We start from the raw sequence: 16,952 nt of genomic DNA, 5'->3' as shown, positions 1-16,952 counted from the left end.
TCGCGGCTCGTCCTCGGCCACTTACTTTTGTGGCGGAAGAATCAGGCCGTCAAGAGGTCGGCGAGCACCTTCTTTCCGGCAAGGTGATGGCCGTAGACTGACCTCGTTGGTTTTGTGGGGAAAAAAAATATGGATGTGGGAGTCTGACGACCATGACCGCAGCAGTCGACAGCTGGCGTCCGCTCAGCCCCGGTGAACGGGCGGTGGCGATCGAGGTGCTCCTCGCCGGGCCCCTGTCCCGCACCGAGCTGGCCCGCCGGCTCGACCTGTCCGCGGGGAGCGTCACCCGGCTGACCAAGCCGCTGATCGAGACCGGCCTGCTCGTCGAGGTGCCCGAGGCCGGCGAGGTGCTGGAGACCCGCCAGGGCCGCCCCTCCCAGCCGCTGGACGTCGTCGCCGAGTCCCGCTCCTTCCTCGGCTTCAAGATCACCGAAGACATGGTCTACGGCGTCGTCACCAGCCTGCGCAGCGACATCGTCGCCCGCCACGACCGCCCCCTCGCCACCCACGACCCCGCCGAGGTCGTCGAACTCCTCGGGGAGATGACCGAGGAGCTCGCCGCCCGGCATCCCCGGATCGCCGGGGTCGGCATCGGCGTGGGCGGCCTGGTGGAGAACCGCTCCGTCGTCGGCGAGTCGCCGTTCCTGGGCTGGCGCGACGTACCGCTCGCCGGACTCGTCGCCCGGCGCACCGGGTTGCCGGTCGTCGTGGAGAACGACGTCGCCGCCCTGGTCGAGGCCGAGACCTGGTTCGGCGCGGGGCGCGGCCTCGACCGGTTCGTGGTCCTGACCATCGGCGCCGGGATCGGCTACGGGCTGGTGCTGGGCGGCCGGCGCGTCCCCTACGCCGAGGAGGACCGGGGCTTCGGCCGGCACTGGATCCTCGACCCGTACGGCCCGCTCACCCCCGACGGGGCACGCGGCAGCGCGGTGTCCCTGCTGACCATCCCGAACATCCGCTACCAGGTGCGGGCGGCCACCGGCCGGGACCAGACCTGGGAGGAGATCCTGGACGCCGCCGCCGCGGGCGAGCCGATGCCCGCCCGGGTGATCGAGGAGGCCGCCCGCGCCCTGGGCACCCTGGTCGCCCAGATCGCCAACTTCGTCCTGCCGCAGAAGATCCTGCTCGCCGGCGAGGGCGTGGGTCTGATGGACGTGGCGGGCGGCACTGTGACGAGGACCATGCGTGGCCAACGACACCCGCTGGCGGCCCCGGTCGCACTGGAGACCAAGGTGTCCGACTTCCACGACTGGGCGCGCGGAGCGGCCGTTCTCGCCATCCAGGTCCTGGTGTTGGGGACCGCCGACCGCTGAACCCGCCGCAGTGGGGCATGAGATGACGTGATCAGCGCCACGGTCCGATATGCCCGCCTTGGGTGCGCTTACTCACAGCGCCTTCACCTGCGGGATCGTATGCTTCACAGCATGTCCACCACTGTTGAATTCGCCTCCGATAGATCGGCTGACGAGGTCAACGAGGAGATCCGGGCGCTGTGGCGCCGGGCGGGCGGGACACTGAGCGTCGAGCAGCGCGAGGAGTACCAGCGCCTCGTCATGGAGTGGGCCGCCGTGGCCCCCCAGCCGGCCAAGGCGGCCTGACCGCCCGGCCCCGGCGGGCCCCGCGCCTCCTCGCGACCCGCCTCCGCCCCCGTGGCGGCCCTGCCACTCCTCGTCAGCCCCAGGTCGCCGAGTAGTAGCGCCGGTACTCCCGGCGGTCCTGCTCGGCCCGGATGAACCGGGTCGCCACCAGCGCGACGATGCTCCCCGCGACGAGCAGCAGCCCCGGACCCACGTTGTTCGGGTCCGCCAGCCGCGCCAGCAGCGTGACCGCCTGCTCACCGCTCACCGAGACCGACGAACCCGGCGACGCGTCGCCGGGCGCGGCGGCCCCCTGCGAGGGTGACGGCGCGGGCGCCGCGCCCTTCTTCCCGCCCTGGTCCGACACCAGCAACTGCACGTCCAGCGCGGCCAGCGCCTTCGTCACCGGCTGGAAGTACGTCGTCCCGCCGGCCTGGCAGTCGCCGCTGCCGCCCGACGTCACCCCGAGCGCCACGCCCTCGGAGAACATCGGCCCGCCGCTGTCCCCCGGCTCCGCGCACACGTTCGTCTCGATGAGGCCGGTCACCGTCCCCTCCGGGTAGTTGACGGTGGCGTTGAGCGCCGTGACCTCGCCCTCCCGCAGCCCGCTCGTGCTGCCGCTGCGGAACACCCGCTGCCCGACGGCCGGATCGGCGGCGCCCGTGATGCGCACGCCCTTGCCGCCGCCGACCGACACCACGTCGGGCGTGGGGCCGGGGTCGCCGGCCGAGTACTGGATCAGCGAGTAGTCGGCGCCGGGGAAGTTCTGCCGCTCGGTCCGCCCGATCTGGTCGGTGCCGGAGCTGTCGGCGAACCACACCGAGCCGTCCGGCCCGCAGTGCCCGGCGGTCAGGATGAAGAAGCGCCGCCCGTCGGTGACGTTGAACCCGGCCGAGCAGCGCCCGGCCGTCGACAGCACCGGCTGGGCGCCGTTGATCCGGGTGGTGAACGTGCCCTCGGCGCGCTCCATGCGGACGAAGGCGCCGATGTCCTCGGCGACGTCCGTCATCCGTGACCAGTCACCGGGGGAGACGGTGCTGTCGCCGCGTACGACGACCTGGTTGGTGCGGTAGTCCACCGCCCAGGCGGTGCCCGCCACACGAGGCGCCGAACGCAGCGTCGCCGTGGCCGACCTCAGCTCGTCCATGCTGTGCTCGACCATCTTGGGCTTCATGCCCGCCCCGCTGACGGCGGCGGCCGCCTCCTCGTCGGTGACCGCGACGACCGGTTCGCCGTCGGCGCCGATCCAGCTGCCCGCCGTACGGGACGTGCCGAGGCGGGCGACCAGCTCACCGCCGGGGCCCGGGGTCGCGGACTCGGCGAAGGTCCGCGGGACGGCGGACGGGCCGGCGGGCTCGCTCGCCACGGCGCGTGTGACCATCGTCCCCCCGAGGAGGAGTCCGCCGACGGCCGCCAGCCGTGTCACCCGCCGGACGAGACGTCGTCGTGCGTGCCTCATGCATGGCTCCCGAACCAGGTACAGCGCGGCGACAACGCCGCGGGGCCCTCCCGGAGTTGAGCACCCGCCGGTTCATACGCACCCGGACGCCGCCGCGTTCACCGCGCCGGAGATCCCGTCAGGGGAACCCGCTGCCTACACTGCGGCCATGGACGACACGTCGCTGGACCGGCTCGCAGCGGGCAAGTACCTGCTCATCACCAGCTATCGCAAGAACGGCACCGGAGTGCCCACACCGGTCTGGGTGGTCCGGGACGGCGACGCCCTCGGCGTGTGGACGGCCGCCGACTCCTGGAAGGTCAAGCGCATCCGGGCCCGTGCCGACGTCCTGGTCGGCCCCTGCGACCTGCGTGGGCGGCCCACCGGAGACCAGGTCCCGGCGACCGCCGTGATCGGCGACGAGGAGACGAGCGCCCGCTACCGCCGGCTCATCGCCCGCAAGTACGGGATCACGGGCCGCCTCACCCTGCTCGGCAGCCGGCTCCGCAGAGGGACGAAGGGCACGGTCGGCGTGCGGATCACGCTGGGCCCGGCGCCGGAGGCCGATCAGGTCCAGGCACGGTAGGGCTCATCGACCAGCTGGAACACCGGCTCGCCGCGCACCGGGTCCTTCGCGGTGGACAACCGGACCCGGTCCCCGCTGTGGACGCCGATGGGCGGACCCATGACCCGGCCGCGCACGACGAACCCCTCGGCCATCTCGACGAGGGAGACATTGCGCGCGGCGGGGGTGTTGCGGTGCACCACGGTGGAGTGGCGGACCGTGCCCACGCCCTCGCTGCGCTCGGTGCGCAGCTCGCTGCCCTGGCACACCGGGCACAGCAGCCGGTGGTACATCGCGGTGCCGCACCAGGTGCACCGCTGGTAGCGGAGGGCGTCCCCGTCCGTCTCCTTCACGTCGAGCACGCCGGTCCCGGAGCCGGTGATCCGGCCGGCCACGCTGCCTGAGTGGTGGTACACGCTGCTCAACTCCCTGCGCTCGACCGGAAACCCGCGTGCGCGGAGACCCGGGCACGCCCGTGCGCGGTTCGCGGTGCGTCCGTGCACGGCATCAATGTATGGCACTGAGTGCCACTCGTAAAGGCACTGCGTTCCCTGGATTTCGGGAAGGTTGCGGGGATCGTGGGGAGGGGGGCAGGTCACCCGCGGCCGAGGACGGTCTCGAGCTCCCGGACGACCCGCCACAGGGGTGCGTCGCGGTGGGAGACGACCACGACGACGTCCCCGTCGGCCCCCGCGGCGGCCCGTGCGGGCCCGGGGGCGTCCGCGTACGTCGACAGGACGTACCCGAGGGCCCGGTCCACCTCGGCGCCCGCGTCGCCCTTCCCGTCCGACCGCAGCCAGGAGCGCAGCGCGTTGTTGTGCGCGGCGACCACGGCGGCGGCGATCACGTCCGCCCGCAGCGTCCCCTCGCGCCGGCCGGCGAACCGTGCCCGCAGATACTCGGCCAGCGCCCGCTCGTACCGCCACACCACCGACAACTCGTAGGCCCGCAGCCCCGGCACCCGCTTGGTGAGCCGGTAGCGCTGCACGGAGAAGGTGGGGTTCTCCGCGTACATGCCCAGCACCAGGCGGGCCGCGTCGCACACCCGGCGCACCGGCTCATGGCTGTCGTCGCTCGCGGAGAGGAACGCCTCCATGTCGGCCAGGCACCGCTCGTGGTCCGGGAAGACCACGTCCTCCTTGGACGGGAAGTACCGGAAGAACGACCGCCGTCCGACGCCGGCCAGCGCCACGATGTCGTCGACCGTCGTCTGCTCGTACCCCCGCTCCAGGAACAGCCGGAAGGCCGCCGCGACCAGGGCGTCCCGCATCGGGGGTTTCTCGCCGCGGCCGGGCGCGGCGCTCGTGGAGCTCATGGACGCGAACGTAGCATTCGCACCCGGCTCATATGGCACTCAGTGCACAGGGTGGAGGGAACTGAGTGCTCTCTCGCCCACTTCGTGGAGCCGTCCGGAGGACCCGCGCGGGCGGGCGATGAGTTTCGCGCCCGTCGGCGGTCGACACTCCTGACAACGGACCACTCCGGGAGGTACCCCATGGCAGGCGACGGCTTCACCACATGTCTCTGGTTCGACGGGCAGGCCGAGGAGGCGGCCCGGTTCTACACCTCCGTCTTCGAGAACTCCAGCGTCGGCCGTGTCACGCCCTACCCGGAGGGGGCGATGCAGCCCGCCGGGAGCGTGATGACGGTCGAGTTCACCCTCGACGGCCAGCAGTTCGTCGGGCTCAACGGCGGACCGCAGTTCAGGTTCAGCGAGGCGACCTCCTTCATGATCTCCTGCGAGACGCAGGAGGAGATCGACTACTACTGGGACCGGCTCACCGGGAACGGCGGCGAGCCGGGTCCCTGCGGCTGGCTCAAGGACCGGTTCGGGGTGTCCTGGCAGGTCAACCCGGCACGTCTGCAGGACATGGTCGCCGACCCCGACCCCGAGAAGGCCGCCCGGGTCACCAAGGCGTTCATGGCGATGGGCAAGTTCGACATCGCCGCCCTGGAGCGCGCCTACGCCGGCGAGTGACCCCGGCGCACGGGTCAGAAGTCGGCCACCAGCACCGCCGCTCCGTCGAACCGCCCCGCCCTCAGATCCCTCAGCGCCTCGTCCGCCCGGGACATCGGGTACGGGTGGGTGGTCGCGCGCACCCCGTGCCGCGCGGCCAGCGCCAGGAACTCACGGGCGTCCTCACGGGTGTTGGCGGTGACGCTGCGCACCTGCCGTTCGTAGAAGAGGTCCCGCTCATAGGTGAGCGCCGGGATGTCCGTGAGGTGGATGCCCGCGATCGCCAGGGTGCCGCCCCGGTCCAGGGCCCGCAGCGCCACCGGGACGAGGTCGCCGACCGGCGCGAACAGGATCGCGCTGTCCAGCGGCTCGGGCGGGGCCGCGTACGCGTCCCCGGCCGACGCGGCCCCCAGCTCCAGGGCCAGCCGCCGCGCCGCAGACCCGCGCGTGAGGACGTGCACGGTGGCACCCTCCGCCAGCGCCAGCTGCGCGCACAGATGGGCGCTGCCCCCGAAGCCGTACAGCCCGAGCCGGCCGCCGGGCGGCAGCGCCGACCGCCGCAGCGCGCGGTACCCGATGATCCCGGCGCACAGCAGCGGGGCGAGCCCCACCTCGTCCAGGCCCTCCGGCAGCCGGTGGGCGAACGCCGCCGGCACGGTCGTGTACGCCGCGTACCCGCCGTCCGCGTCCCAGCCCGTGTACGTGGAGGCCGGGCACAGATTCTCCGCGCCCCGCAGGCAGTACGGGCACGTCCCGTCGGTCCGCCGCAGCCAGGCCACGCCGACCCGCTCGCCGGGCGCGAAACCGTGCACGGCCGCGCCCGTTCCGGCGACCTCGCCGACGACCTCGTGGCCGGGGGTGACGCCGGGCCGGTGCACCGGGAGGTCGCCCTCGGCGACATGCAGGTCGGTACGGCACACCCCGCAGGTGCGGACCCGTACCAGCAGTTCGTCGTCGGCCGGTACCGGCACCGGTCTGCGCACTGCCCGCAGCGGGCCGCCGTCGAGCGGCCCCGGCCCGGTCACCGACCACGCCCGCATCGCCTCGTCCGCCATGGTGGACCCCGTCCTCCGGCCCGCGCCGTTCCTCTTCCAGTCTGGAACGGAACGGCGCGTTCGGCGCGCGGCCCGGCGGCACCGTGACTAGCGTGGACAACCCGGACCATCCACCCAGCGGGAGCGCAGCCATGGCCGTGAAACCTGAGGGAACCCCCATCTGGGCCGACGCGATGTTCACCGACCTCGAGGGGGCCAAGAACTTCTACGGCGACGTCCTCGGCTGGACGTTCGGCGAGTCGACGTCGGAGTACGGGAACTACACCCAGGCCTACGCCCAGGACAAGGCCGCGGCCGCGGTGGTCCCGCCGATGCCCGGCCAGGAGGGCCAGTCGCAGTGGTGTCTGTACTTCGCCACCTCGGACGCCGCCGCGACCGCGGGGCGGATCCGGGAGAACGGCGGGGAGATCCTGATGGAGCCGATGGCGGTCGGCGACTTCGGCACCATGTGCCTGGCCCGGGAGCCCAGCGGGGCCGTCTTCGGCCTGTGGCAGCCCGGCACCCATGTGGGCTTCGAGGCGTCGATGGAGGAGCCGGGCGCGTACTGCTGGGCCGAGGTCTTCACCCGTGAACCGGAGAGGACCGACGCCTTCTTCCCGGCCGTGTTCGGCTACGGCGCCCGGCAGATGGAGGGCGACGAGATGGACTTCCGGGTCTTCTCCATCGGTGACGAGATGGTGCTCGGCCGGATGCGGATGACGGAGGAGTTCCCGCCGGAGATCCCCTCCTACATCAACGTCTACTTCACGGTCGAGGACTGCGACGACGCGGTCGCCCGCGCCACCAAGCAGGGAGCCGTGCTGAGGTTCGGCCCGGTGACCTCACCGTTCGGACGGCTCGCGGCGCTGACCGACCCGCAGGGCGCCAACTTCACGGTGATCGACGTCACCACGACCGAGGGGGACGTCCCGAGGACGACCGAGGCGTCCTGAACACCCCGTGCTCGCGGCCGGCGCCCCGTACCGGTCCCCGGACCGGACGGGCCGCCGGCCCATGGCATGATCGGACGCATGCGTGAACATGTGGTGGCCGCGTGCGACGGGGCTTCGAAGGGCAACCCCGGGCCAGCGGCCTGGGCCTGGGTCGTCGCCGGCCCCGCGCAGGCCCCGGAGCGCTGGGAGGCGGGCCCGCTGGGCCGCGCCACCAACAACGTCGCGGAACTCACCGCCCTGGAGCGGCTGCTCAGCTCGACCGACGCGGACGTGCCGCTGGAGATCCGCATGGACTCGCAGTACGCCATGAAGGCCGTCACCACCTGGCTGCCCGGCTGGAAGCGCAACGGGTGGAAGACGTCCGCGGGCAAGCCGGTCGCCAACCAGGACCTCGTGGTCCGCATCGACGAGCTCCTCACCGGCCGGGACGTCGAGTTCCGTTACGTCCCCGCCCACCAGGTCGACGGCGACCCGCTCAACGACTTCGCCGACCGGGCCGCCAGCCAGGCCGCCACCGCGCAGGAGCCCGCGGGCAGCGCGCTCGGCTCGCCCGAGCCGCCGCCCTCCCCGGACGTCCCGCAGAAGGCGCCGCGCCGCAAGGCCGCGCCCGCCCGGAGGAACGGCTCCGCGGCGCGCACGATCAAGGCCAAGTTCCCCGGCCGCTGCGTCTGCGGGCGCGGCTACGCGGCGGGGGAGCAGATCGCCAAGAACGCGCAGGGCTGGGGTCACCCGGAGTGCCGTACCGCCGACGCCTGACCGGCCGGGCGCGGGGCCCTCAGTCCGTGTCGAAGGTGTAGTGCGGGGTGTGGTCGAGCAGATCGGCCGGACGCGTGTCGTTCCACGGCTTCATCGTCTCGTGGAGATCGACGACGTCCGGGGTCCCGGCCGACGGGAGGTAGCCGGAGCCGGGGTGCCGCCGCTGCCACTGCGCCCACAGCTTGTCCACGTAGGCGTGGTGCAGCCAGAACACCGGGTCGTTGGGGGACGCCCCGGTCGCCATGTGCCCGCCGACCCAGACGTGGACCCGGTTGTGCAGGTTCGGGCCGCGCCAGCCCTCCAGGTGGTTGCGGAACCCGTCGGACGCGCTGTTCCACGGCGCCATGTCGTACGTCGGCAGGGCCAGCACCGACTCGACCTCGGCCCGCGTGGGCAGCTCGCGTACGGCGGTCCCCAGCGAGCGGCGCAGGAACGTACGGCCGTCCACGCGGACGGTGATCTGCCACGCGCCCGTGCCGGAGGCGAACGGCCCGTCCATGACCCGTCCGTCGAGGCCGCGCCCGGTGCCGCCGAGGAAGTCGGGCGCCCACAGCGAGGAACGCGGGGAGCGGTCGGCGGTCCAGTCCCAGTACGGCAGTGCGACCGAGGAGTCCACCTCCTGCAGCGCGCGTTCGAACTCGAGCAGGAATCTGCGGTGCCAGGGCAGGAACGACGGTGAGCGGTGCCCGGTGCGCTCGCCCTGGTCGGTGTCGCCGAGGATGAAGGCGTTGTGGGTGGTGACGAACGCGTCGTAGCGTCCGGTGCGCTTCAGCTCCAGGAGGGCGTCGGTGAAACGGCGCTTCTCGTCGGAGGTCAGGGCGGCCTGGTTCTTGCGGACGGTCATGTCGGCTGGTGCTCCACGGTGTGGGTGCGGCGGGTCAGTTGGCGGGGAAGGGCAGCAGGGCCGCGCCCTGGAGCTCGTCCACGGCGGCACGGGCGGCGGCGCGTGGGGTGGGCACCGGGTCGTAGTGGCTGACGACGCTGATCCAGGTGCCGTCGGCGTTGCGCATCAGGTGCAGCTCCACGCCGTCGACGAGCACGGTATAGCCGGTGCCGTGGTGCGCGTGGGCGCCCGTCGCCGGGCGGCCCTGTATCCGGCGGCCCCGGTAGACCTCGTCGAAGGGGGCGGGGGAGTGCGCGTCGTGGTGTGCGCTCGCCGTCGCGGCGGTGGCCGGGGCGGCGGCGACACCGGCCGCCGCGGTGGCGAGGGCGGCGGCGGTGGTGAGCGCCTGCCGTCTGCTGAGTGCGGGCATACGGATCTCCCGGGTGTGTTCGATGGTGCGTTCGGGTGGTGACTCCGTATGCCTATCGGGCCGGACGGGACCGGGAGAAACCGCGCATCGGTGGTTGGGCGCGATCCGGACAAGTGCGCACATGTCATACAGAGTTGAACCAAGATGATCTTGCTCGCGGCGAGGCCCCGGGCGGGCGGAACGGGTAATTCCTTCTCCGTCGGCACCCTTTGGCGGTGATCCCTCGCGTGGGGCGCCGGTATCGGCGGGCTGTCTCCCGCCGGGAAGCTGGCGCGATCCGCGAGCAGCGCGGAATCCGGCGCGCCGCCTGCTACTCTGCGGTCCGAAATGACCGATTAGTGGATTTTCAGGGGTGAGTGTGAAGGTCGCGTGCGTCGGCGGCGGACCCGCCGGGCTGTATCTGTCGATCCTGCTCAAGCTGCGGGACCCGTCCCACGACGTCACCGTCCACGAACGCAACCCGGAGGGCACCACCTACGGCTGGGGCGTCACCTACTGGCGCGCCCTGCTCGACCGGCTCCACGCGCACGACCCCGTGACCGCCCGCGCCATCGAGGCGAGCTCCGTCCGCTGGAACCAGGGCGTCGCCCATGTACGGGACCTGACGGCCCGCCAGCCCGGCGACGAGGGCCACGGCATCGGCCGGCACCGGCTCCTCGAGATCCTGGCCGACCGCGCCCGCTCGCTCGGCGTCCACCTGGACTTCGAGCACGAGATCACCCCGGACGCCCTGCCCGCCGCCGATCTGGTCGTGGCGGGCGACGGCGTGCGCAGCACCCTGCGCGCCCACCACGCGGGCCACTTCGGCACGCAGATCACCATGGGCCGCAACCGCTACGTCTGGCTCGGCACCAGCAAGGTCTTCGACGCCTTCACCTTCGCCTTCGTGGAGACGGACCACGGCTGGATCTGGTGCTACGGCTACGGCTTCGGACCCGAGGCGAGCACCTGCGTCGTCGAGTGCTCCCCCGAGACCTTCACCGGCCTCGGTCTGCACCGCGCGAGCGAGGCCGACGGGCTCGCCCTGCTGGAGAAGCTCTTCGCCGACGTCCTCGACGGGCACCCCCTGCACGGCCGCCCGTCCGGCGCCGTCGGCGGCGCCCAGTGGCTGCACTTCCGCACCCTCACCAACCGCACCTGGCACCGCGGCAACCTCGTCCTGATCGGCGACGCCGCCCACACCACCCACTACTCCATCGGCGCCGGCACCACCCTCGCCCTGGAGGACGCCATGGCCCTGGCCGCCGCCCTGCACGAGGAGCCCTCGCTCCCGCGCGCCCTCGCCCGCTACGAGGACGAGCGCCGGCGGGCCCTGCTGTCCGTGCAGAGCGCCGCCCGCTACAGCGCCCTGTGGTACGAGAACCTGCCCCGGTACATGCAGCTGCCGCCGCAGCAGATGTTCGCCCTGCTCGGCCAGCGCCACTCACCCCTGCTGCCGCACGTCCCGCCGCAGCTGTACTACCGGATCGACCGGGCCGCCGGGCAGGTGGAGACCCTGCGGCGGCTCAAGCGCTGGCTCGGCCCGAGGGTCGCGCGCACCGTCCAGGCGAGGACCGTCCGGCCGTACTCGGAGGGGTCCGTTCCGCGTACTTGAATCCTGAATGACACACTGGCGCCATGGAACAGCGTGCATTCGACAGGGCGGGCCTGCGGGCGTCCGTCATCGGCCTCGGGACCTGGCAGCTCGGCGCGGACTGGGGAGATGTCGACGACCGGCAGGCCGAGGGCGTCCTGGAGGCGGCGGCCGAGTCCGGCGTGACCTTCTTCGACACCGCCGACGTCTACGGCGACGGACGCAGCGAGCAGACCATCGCCCGGTTCCTGCGCGACCGGCCCGGCCTGGACATCCTCGTCGCGACCAAGATGGGCCGCCGCGTCGACCAGATCCCCGAGAACTACGTCCTGGACAACTTCCGCGCCTGGAACGACCGGTCGCGGCGCAACCTCGGCACGGACCGTATCGACCTGGTCCAGCTGCACTGCCCGCCGACCCCCGTCTACTCCACCGACGAGGTGTTCGACGCCCTCGACACCCTGGTGGCGGAGGAGCGCATCGCCCACTACGGCGTCAGCGTCGAGACCTGTGCCGAGGCCCTCACGGCGATCGCCCGCCCCCATGTGGCCAGCGTGCAGATCATCCTCAACGCCTTCCGGATGAAGCCCCTCCTGGAGGTGCTTCCGGCCGCCCGCGAGGCCGGCGTGGGCGTCATCGTCCGTGTGCCTCTGGCCTCCGGCCTGCTGTCCGGCCGCTACACCAAGGACACCGTCTTCCCCGAGAACGACCACCGCACCTACAACCGGCACGGCGAGGCGTTCGACCAGGGCGAGACCTTCTCCGGCGTCGACTACGCCACCGGGGTGGAGGCCGCGGCCGAGTTCTCCGCGCTCGCCCCGGAGGGCTGGACCCCGGCCCAGCTGGCGCTGCGCTGGATCGTCCAGCAGCCCGGCGTGACCACCGTCATCCCGGGCGCCCGCTCGCCCGAGCAGGCCCGCGCCAACGCGGCCGCCGCCGCGCTCCCGGACCTCTCCGAGGACACCCTCGCCGCGATCCGGGACCTCTACGACCGCCGGATCAAGGACCAGGTCGAGAGCCGCTGGTGAACCGCCGGGCGGGGTGACGGGGACAGGACCCCGCCCAGCGGGTACCCGCACTGCTGAGGGCGCGTCTGCCCAGGACGCGCTCCTTCAGGAGGCGGGAGGACACGGTGGCGGACGACGAGGACGGCACGAAGCGGCGCAGGGGACGCAACGAGACCGAGGACGAGCGGGCCGACCGCATGTGGGTCGAGCTCCTCCAAGAGGTACGCGTGGCCCAGATGGGCGTGCAGATCCTCTTCGGTTTCCTGCTGACCGTCGTGTTCACGTCGAAGTACGACGACCTGCGGAGCACGGACCAGTCGATCTACATCTTCACCGTGGTGGTGGGCGCCGCCGCCACCGGCGCCCTGATCGGGCCCGTGTCGCTGCACCGGCTGGTGTCCGGCCGCCGTATCAAACCCCAGGCGGTCGAGTGGGCCTCCCGGCTCACCCTGGTCGGCCTGGTGCTGCTCCTCGTCACCATGGCGTCCTCGCTGCTGCTGATCCTGCGGGTCGCCACGCACGACGACTACGTCCCCTGGCTGGTCACCGCCATCGTCGTCTGGTACGTCGTGTGCTGGTTCGTCCTGCCGCTGTGGACCCGCCGCCGCTACACCGACACCGAGTGAGCGGCGGCGGACGGGGGCGGCCGGTCAGCCGAAGGCGTTCCGCAGCGCCGGCAGCAGCGTCTCGCGCGCCCAGTCCAGATAGGGCAGCTGCGCGTCGCCGCCGATCTGGACCAGGGCGATCTCGGTGAACCCGGCCTCGGCGTACGGGCGGACCGCCTCGACGAACGCCTCCGGGTCGTCGCCGCACGGAATCGACTCGGCCACGTCCTCCGGGGTGACGAACTGGGTGGCCCCCTCGAAGGAGTCCGGGTGCGGCAGCTCGGAGTTGACCTTCCAGCCGCTGCCGAACCAGCGGAACTGGTCGTGGGCGCGCTTGACCGCGGCGTCCCGGTCGCGGTCGTAGCACACGGGGAGCTGGCCCACGCGGGGCTTGCCGGAGCCGCCGTGCCGGTCGAAGGAGGCCAGCAGGTCAGCCTTGGGCTCCGTGGCGATCACGAGGTCGGCGAGCCGGCCCGCCAGCCGGCAGGACCGCTCCCCGGAGACCGCGATGCCGATGGGCACGGGCTGGTCGGGCAGGTCCCACAGCCGGGCCGACTCCACGTCGAAGTGCGTGCCCCGATGGGTGACGTGCCCGCCCTCGAAGAGCGCGCGGATGATCTCCACGGCCTCCTCGAGCATCTCGTGCCGCACGTCCACCGACGGCCAGCCGCCGCCCACGACATGTTCGTTCAGGTTCTCGCCCGAGCCGAGCCCCAGCCGGAACCGGCCCTCGGACAGCAGCTGGAGGGTCGCCGCCTTCTGCGCCACGACGGCCGGGTGGTAGCGGAACGTCGGGCAGGTCACGTACGTCATCAGCGGGATCCGGGAGGTGGCCTGCGCGGCGGCGCCCAGCACGCTCCACGCGTACGGCGAGTGCCCCTGCGAACGCAGCCAGGGGAAGTAGTGGTCCGAGGTGACGGAGAAGTCGAAGCCGGCCTCCTCGGCGCGGACCACGTGGTCGACCAGCTCACGGGGGCCGGCCTGCTCGGTCATCATCGTGTATCCGATCTGCACCATGGGTCCCGAGTCCCCGGACACCGTGACCGAAAACGGACCACCGGTCACGGGAGTGACGGAAGCGGGGGCGCGAACCCTTCGCTCCCGCCGGGGCGCCGGTGCAGGATGCACCTATGTCTGTTCGCCCCCTGCCCTCGAGCCCGCCCTCCGCGCAGGGCGTCGACGCCTTTGGTGTCCTCGCCTTCCTCGACGCCGTCGCCGCCGCCCCCGGCATCGAACCGCACAGCCTGATGATCCTGCGGCACGGCCATGTCGTCGCCGCCGGATGGTGGGCGCCGTACACCGCCGAGCGCCGGCACCTGCTCTACTCGATCAGCAAGAGCTTCACGGCGACGGCGGCCGCGATCGCCGCCGGCGAGGGGCTGATCCGGCTCGACGACCCGGTGATCTCGTACTTCCCGGAGCTCGACGCCGAGATCACGGACCCGCGCAGCCGGGCCCTCCGGGTGCGGCACCTGGCCTCGATGGCCACCGGGCACGACGGCGACATGATCTTCGCGGCCCGTGAGCGTGACCGCGACGACCTGGTCCGGGGGTTCCTGCTCGAACCCCCGCCGCACGACCCGGGGACCGTGTTCGCGTACAACCAGCCCGCCACCTTCACGCTCTCCGCCCTCGTCCAGCGGGTGAGCGGGCAGTCGCTGACCGAGTACCTCCGGCCGCGGCTGCTGGACCCGCTCGGCATCGGGGACGTGGCCTGGCTGCGTCACCGCGACGGCCGCGAGCTCGGCTTCAGCGGACTGCACGCCACCACCGACGCCGTCGCCCGTCTCGGCCTGCTGTATCTGCGCGGCGGCGTCTGGGAGGGCGTGCGGCTGCTGCCCGAGGAGTGGGTCGCCGAGGCCACCCGCGCCCAGATCCCGTCGTCCGGCGGGATGCCGGGCGACGACTGGCAGCGGGGGTACGGCTTCTCGTTCTGGATGTCCCGGCACGGCTTCCGCGGCGACGGGGCCCTCGGCCAGTTCTGCGTGGTGCTGCCCGAGCACGACGCGGTGGTGGTGACCACCGCCGACACCTGGGACATGCCGGGCCTGCTGAACCTCGTCTGGGAGCATCTGCTGCCCGCCTTCGGCGACGCTCCGCGGACGGGCGGCGAGGAGGCCGACGCGGCCCTCGCCCGCCGTCTGGCCGGCCTCGCCGTGCCGCCCGCGGCCGGCGAACCGGCCCCCACCGCAGAGGCCGCGTCCTGGTCCGGCGCCTTCACCCCCGACGACGAGGTCCACGCGGCGCTGCCCAAGGTGAGCGCCGTCGACCTCGCCGAGCGGGACGGCGGCTGGGACCTGACCTTCACCGAGGACGGCGAGCCGCTGCGCGTGCGGCTCGGCGGCCCCGGCTGGACCGTCACCGAGGGCCCGGTGCCCACCGCGGTGAGCGGCGGCTGGACCGACGCCGGCACCCTGGCCCTGGACGTCGCCTTCCTGGAGACCCCGCACCACCTGGAGGTGACCTGCTCCCTCAAGGAGCGGACCTTCGCCGCGCGCTGGCGCACCGAGCCGCTGCACGGCATGCGCCTGCGCAGGATGGCCGCCCCGGCCTCCTGACCCGGTCCCCGGGCCATCCGTCAGTCCCCGGGCACCCGGAAGGTCCGCAGGAACACGTCCAGGGCCTCCCGGTTGCCCGGGGCCTCCCAGTCCGCGGCCGGGGTGGACCAGCGCAGCGAGAAGCCGCGGTGGTCGTCCAGCAGGAAGCCCCGGCCGAAGGTGTGCACCTGGGTGCCGCCGCTGCGCGACAGCCATTCCATGTCCGCGGCCTCGTACCCCTGATACGTGGTGGCCTCGATCTCGCCGATCCGGCGGAAGCCGTCCGACCGGGCCAGCCGGGGCTGCACGTCGTCGCGCCATACGGCCACCGGGTCGGGGTCCAGACGCTCGCTGTAGGTGATGGCGAGCCGGCGCGGATCGCCCTCGGTGCCCAGGAAGACCCGGTACGCCAGATCCGCGGCCCGGGTCGTGGACACCGGCTTCCAGCCCCGGGGCAGGGCGACGGAGAAGCCGTCCGGCGAGGTGTACGTCCGGTAGCCGTCGGGGAGTCCGGTGCCCGGCGTCGCCGCGTCCGACGCCGGGGCGCTGGGCTCGGGGGAGGAGGGGCCGCCCGCCCCGGCGGGCGGGGTCAGACTCCGGGCGGCCTCCGGGGTACCGGCGTCCTGGCCGCCCGTCGCGACGAGGACGGCGGCGGCGACGGTGACCACGGCCAGGGCCGTGCCGAGGAGCAGGGCCCGTCTGCCCCGGACGGGACCGGCGCGGAACCGGTCGAGCGGCCCGGGGTGCGGCGCCTCCTCGACGGCCGTGCCGTGATCGTCCCGCAGGACGCGGACGAGGGCGTCACGGACCGCGGACCTGCCCAGCCGCTCCCGGGACTCCTTGCGCAGCAGCCCCTGTACGGCCTGGGTGAGCGGCCCCGAGCGGACGGGGGCGCGCAGCGGCAGCCGGTCCACGCCTTTCAGGGTCGCCTCGGGCCGGTCCCGCTCCCGGTACGGCGGGCGGCCCTCGGACATCGAGTAGAGGATCGCGCCGAGCGCCCACAGGTCGGACGCCGGCCCGACGCGCTCGTCGCGAGCCTGCTCGGGTGAGGCGTACGACGGTGCCGCGAGGCGGGGCGACAGGGTGGCGCCGGCCAGGCCGAAGCCGGTGACCACCACGGCGTCCTCCTCGCCGACGAACACCTGACCCGGGCTCAGCTCGCCGTGGGTGATGCCCGCGACATGCGCGGCCTCCAGCACGTCCAGCAGCTCCAGGCCGATCCGGGCGGTGCGGGTGTAGTCGAACGTGCCCTGCCGCGTGAGGAGTTCACCCAGGGGCGCCCCGTCGATCCACTCGGTCACGACCCACAGGCTCCCGGCGTCCTCCACGGCGTCCAGGACGGTGGCCACCCGGCCGGGCCGCAGCAGCGCCATGCGTTCCGACGTCCGCCGAATGCGGGAGGTGGCCCGCCGCGCGGTGTCCGGGTCCTGGCCGAGGGGCAGGCCGATCTGGGTCAGAAGGCACGCGTGTTCGGTTTCCAGGTCCTCACCGGAATAGCTCACCCGGTTCGTCTCGCGATGCACGACATCGACGAGGCGGTACCGCCCGGCGACCAACTCGGAAGTGGAGACGTGTGCCTTGACCATGGCCATCCCTCGCTGAACACCTGACTCCCATATCTCACAGGAAGTACGGGAGCCGTCACCCGATCCGTTCAACGAAAGCGCGGAGCAAGGGCGTTTCTTTTCCTTTGCTCC

At 72.9% G+C, this 16,952-nt stretch carries 18 protein-coding genes; 10 read left to right on the top strand and 8 right to left on the bottom strand.

The genetic code is table 11. The annotated features are described in order from the left end of the window. The first annotated feature begins 152 nt into the window (after positions 1-152). Positions 153-1,313, top strand: a complete 1,161-nt coding sequence (locus ACFV46_RS25515) for an ROK family protein (RefSeq protein ID WP_385499837.1) — start codon at positions 153-155, stop codon at positions 1,311-1,313. A gap of 99 nt (positions 1,314-1,412) precedes the next feature. Beyond that, on the top strand, positions 1,413-1,598 hold the full coding sequence (locus ACFV46_RS25510) for a hypothetical protein (protein WP_361933588.1): 186 nt from the start codon (positions 1,413-1,415) through the stop codon (positions 1,596-1,598). Between the two features lie 73 nt (positions 1,599-1,671). On the opposite strand, the gene ACFV46_RS25505 is transcribed toward ACFV46_RS25510, so the two are convergent. Beyond that, positions 1,672-3,036, bottom strand: coding sequence for a S1 family peptidase (locus tag ACFV46_RS25505; protein WP_361933585.1), 1,365 nt, complete (start codon positions 3,034-3,036; stop codon positions 1,672-1,674). 148 nt (positions 3,037-3,184) lie between these two features. Here ACFV46_RS25505 and ACFV46_RS25500 point away from each other — a divergent pair, with 148 nt between their 5' ends. Then, on the top strand, positions 3,185-3,601 hold the full coding sequence (locus ACFV46_RS25500) for a PPOX class F420-dependent oxidoreductase (RefSeq protein ID WP_361933582.1): 417 nt from the start codon (positions 3,185-3,187) through the stop codon (positions 3,599-3,601). Here ACFV46_RS25500 and ACFV46_RS25495 read toward each other — a convergent pair. Together ACFV46_RS25495 and ACFV46_RS25490 are read right to left on the bottom strand one after the other, a co-directional pair. Beyond that, positions 3,583-3,996: a zinc ribbon domain-containing protein gene (locus ACFV46_RS25495; RefSeq protein ID WP_361933580.1), complete on the bottom strand. Its 414-nt coding sequence runs from the start codon at positions 3,994-3,996 to the stop codon at positions 3,583-3,585. The two genes, ACFV46_RS25500 and ACFV46_RS25495, sit on opposite strands and share 19 nt — an antisense overlap. A gap of 179 nt (positions 3,997-4,175) precedes the next feature. Next, positions 4,176-4,895 (bottom strand): TetR family transcriptional regulator, encoded by a 720-nt coding sequence (locus ACFV46_RS25490; RefSeq protein ID WP_385499833.1) that lies wholly within the window; start codon positions 4,893-4,895, stop codon positions 4,176-4,178. 180 nt (positions 4,896-5,075) lie between these two features. Here ACFV46_RS25490 and ACFV46_RS25485 point away from each other — a divergent pair, with 180 nt between their 5' ends. Beyond that, positions 5,076-5,558 (top strand): VOC family protein, encoded by a 483-nt coding sequence (locus ACFV46_RS25485; protein ID WP_361933574.1) that lies wholly within the window; start codon positions 5,076-5,078, stop codon positions 5,556-5,558. A 14-nt stretch (positions 5,559-5,572) separates the two neighbouring features. Here ACFV46_RS25485 and ACFV46_RS25480 read toward each other — a convergent pair whose 3' ends face one another. Further along, a complete protein-coding gene (locus tag ACFV46_RS25480; RefSeq protein ID WP_385499899.1) occupies positions 5,573-6,577 on the bottom strand; it encodes a zinc-binding alcohol dehydrogenase family protein in 1,005 nt (334 codons plus the stop codon). Positions 6,578-6,723: 146 nt separating this feature from the next. On the opposite strand from ACFV46_RS25480, the gene ACFV46_RS25475 reads away from it, so the two are divergent. Together ACFV46_RS25475 and ACFV46_RS25470 are read left to right on the top strand one after the other, a co-directional pair. Further along, a complete protein-coding gene (locus ACFV46_RS25475) occupies positions 6,724-7,524 on the top strand; it encodes a VOC family protein (RefSeq protein WP_361933570.1) in 801 nt (266 codons plus the stop codon). A 66-nt stretch (positions 7,525-7,590) separates the two neighbouring features. Continuing rightward, complete coding sequence (locus ACFV46_RS25470; protein ID WP_385499831.1) at positions 7,591-8,280, top strand: ribonuclease H; 690 nt, start codon at positions 7,591-7,593, stop codon at positions 8,278-8,280. Between the two features lie 19 nt (positions 8,281-8,299). Here the strand turns inward: ACFV46_RS25470 and ACFV46_RS25465 are convergent, their stop codons facing one another. Both ACFV46_RS25465 and ACFV46_RS25460 read right to left on the bottom strand, forming a co-directional pair. Beyond that, positions 8,300-9,124: a tyrosinase family protein gene (locus ACFV46_RS25465; RefSeq protein ID WP_385499830.1), complete on the bottom strand. Its 825-nt coding sequence runs from the start codon at positions 9,122-9,124 to the stop codon at positions 8,300-8,302. Positions 9,125-9,158: 34 nt separating this feature from the next. Continuing rightward, positions 9,159-9,533 (bottom strand): tyrosinase cofactor, encoded by a 375-nt coding sequence (locus ACFV46_RS25460; RefSeq protein ID WP_385499829.1) that lies wholly within the window; start codon positions 9,531-9,533, stop codon positions 9,159-9,161. Between the two features lie 358 nt (positions 9,534-9,891). On the opposite strand from ACFV46_RS25460, the gene ACFV46_RS25455 reads away from it, so the two are divergent. From ACFV46_RS25455 to ACFV46_RS25445, 3 genes are all read left to right on the top strand, one after another. Beyond that, on the top strand, positions 9,892-11,127 hold the full coding sequence (locus ACFV46_RS25455) for an FAD-dependent monooxygenase (protein ID WP_385499897.1): 1,236 nt from the start codon (positions 9,892-9,894) through the stop codon (positions 11,125-11,127). 23 nt (positions 11,128-11,150) lie between these two features. Next, positions 11,151-12,134: an aldo/keto reductase gene (locus ACFV46_RS25450; protein ID WP_385499827.1), complete on the top strand. Its 984-nt coding sequence runs from the start codon at positions 11,151-11,153 to the stop codon at positions 12,132-12,134. Positions 12,135-12,238: 104 nt separating this feature from the next. Next, the gene (locus tag ACFV46_RS25445; protein ID WP_376728044.1) at positions 12,239-12,739 is read left to right on the top strand and encodes a DUF6328 family protein; all 501 of its coding nucleotides are present in this window, start codon (positions 12,239-12,241) and stop codon (positions 12,737-12,739) included. A gap of 24 nt (positions 12,740-12,763) precedes the next feature. Here the strand turns inward: ACFV46_RS25445 and ACFV46_RS25440 are convergent, their stop codons facing one another. Continuing rightward, positions 12,764-13,735, bottom strand: coding sequence for an LLM class F420-dependent oxidoreductase (locus tag ACFV46_RS25440; protein ID WP_361933553.1), 972 nt, complete (start codon positions 13,733-13,735; stop codon positions 12,764-12,766). 113 nt (positions 13,736-13,848) lie between these two features. Here ACFV46_RS25440 and ACFV46_RS25435 point away from each other — a divergent pair, with 113 nt between their 5' ends. Next, positions 13,849-15,276, top strand: coding sequence for a serine hydrolase domain-containing protein (locus ACFV46_RS25435; RefSeq protein WP_385499825.1), 1,428 nt, complete (start codon positions 13,849-13,851; stop codon positions 15,274-15,276). A 20-nt stretch (positions 15,277-15,296) separates the two neighbouring features. On the opposite strand, the gene ACFV46_RS25430 is transcribed toward ACFV46_RS25435, so the two are convergent. Next, entirely contained in the window at positions 15,297-16,841 is a 1,545-nt protein-coding gene (locus ACFV46_RS25430) for a serine/threonine protein kinase (RefSeq protein ID WP_385499822.1), read from the bottom strand. Positions 16,842-16,952: the final 111 nt, after the last annotated feature.

This window comes from Streptomyces sp. NPDC059852, assembly GCF_042731455.1.
Lineage (GTDB): Bacteria > Actinomycetota > Actinomycetes > Streptomycetales > Streptomycetaceae > Streptomyces.
Note: the sequence above shows the minus strand (reverse complement) of the source record. Positions and strands in the feature narration are given on the sequence as shown.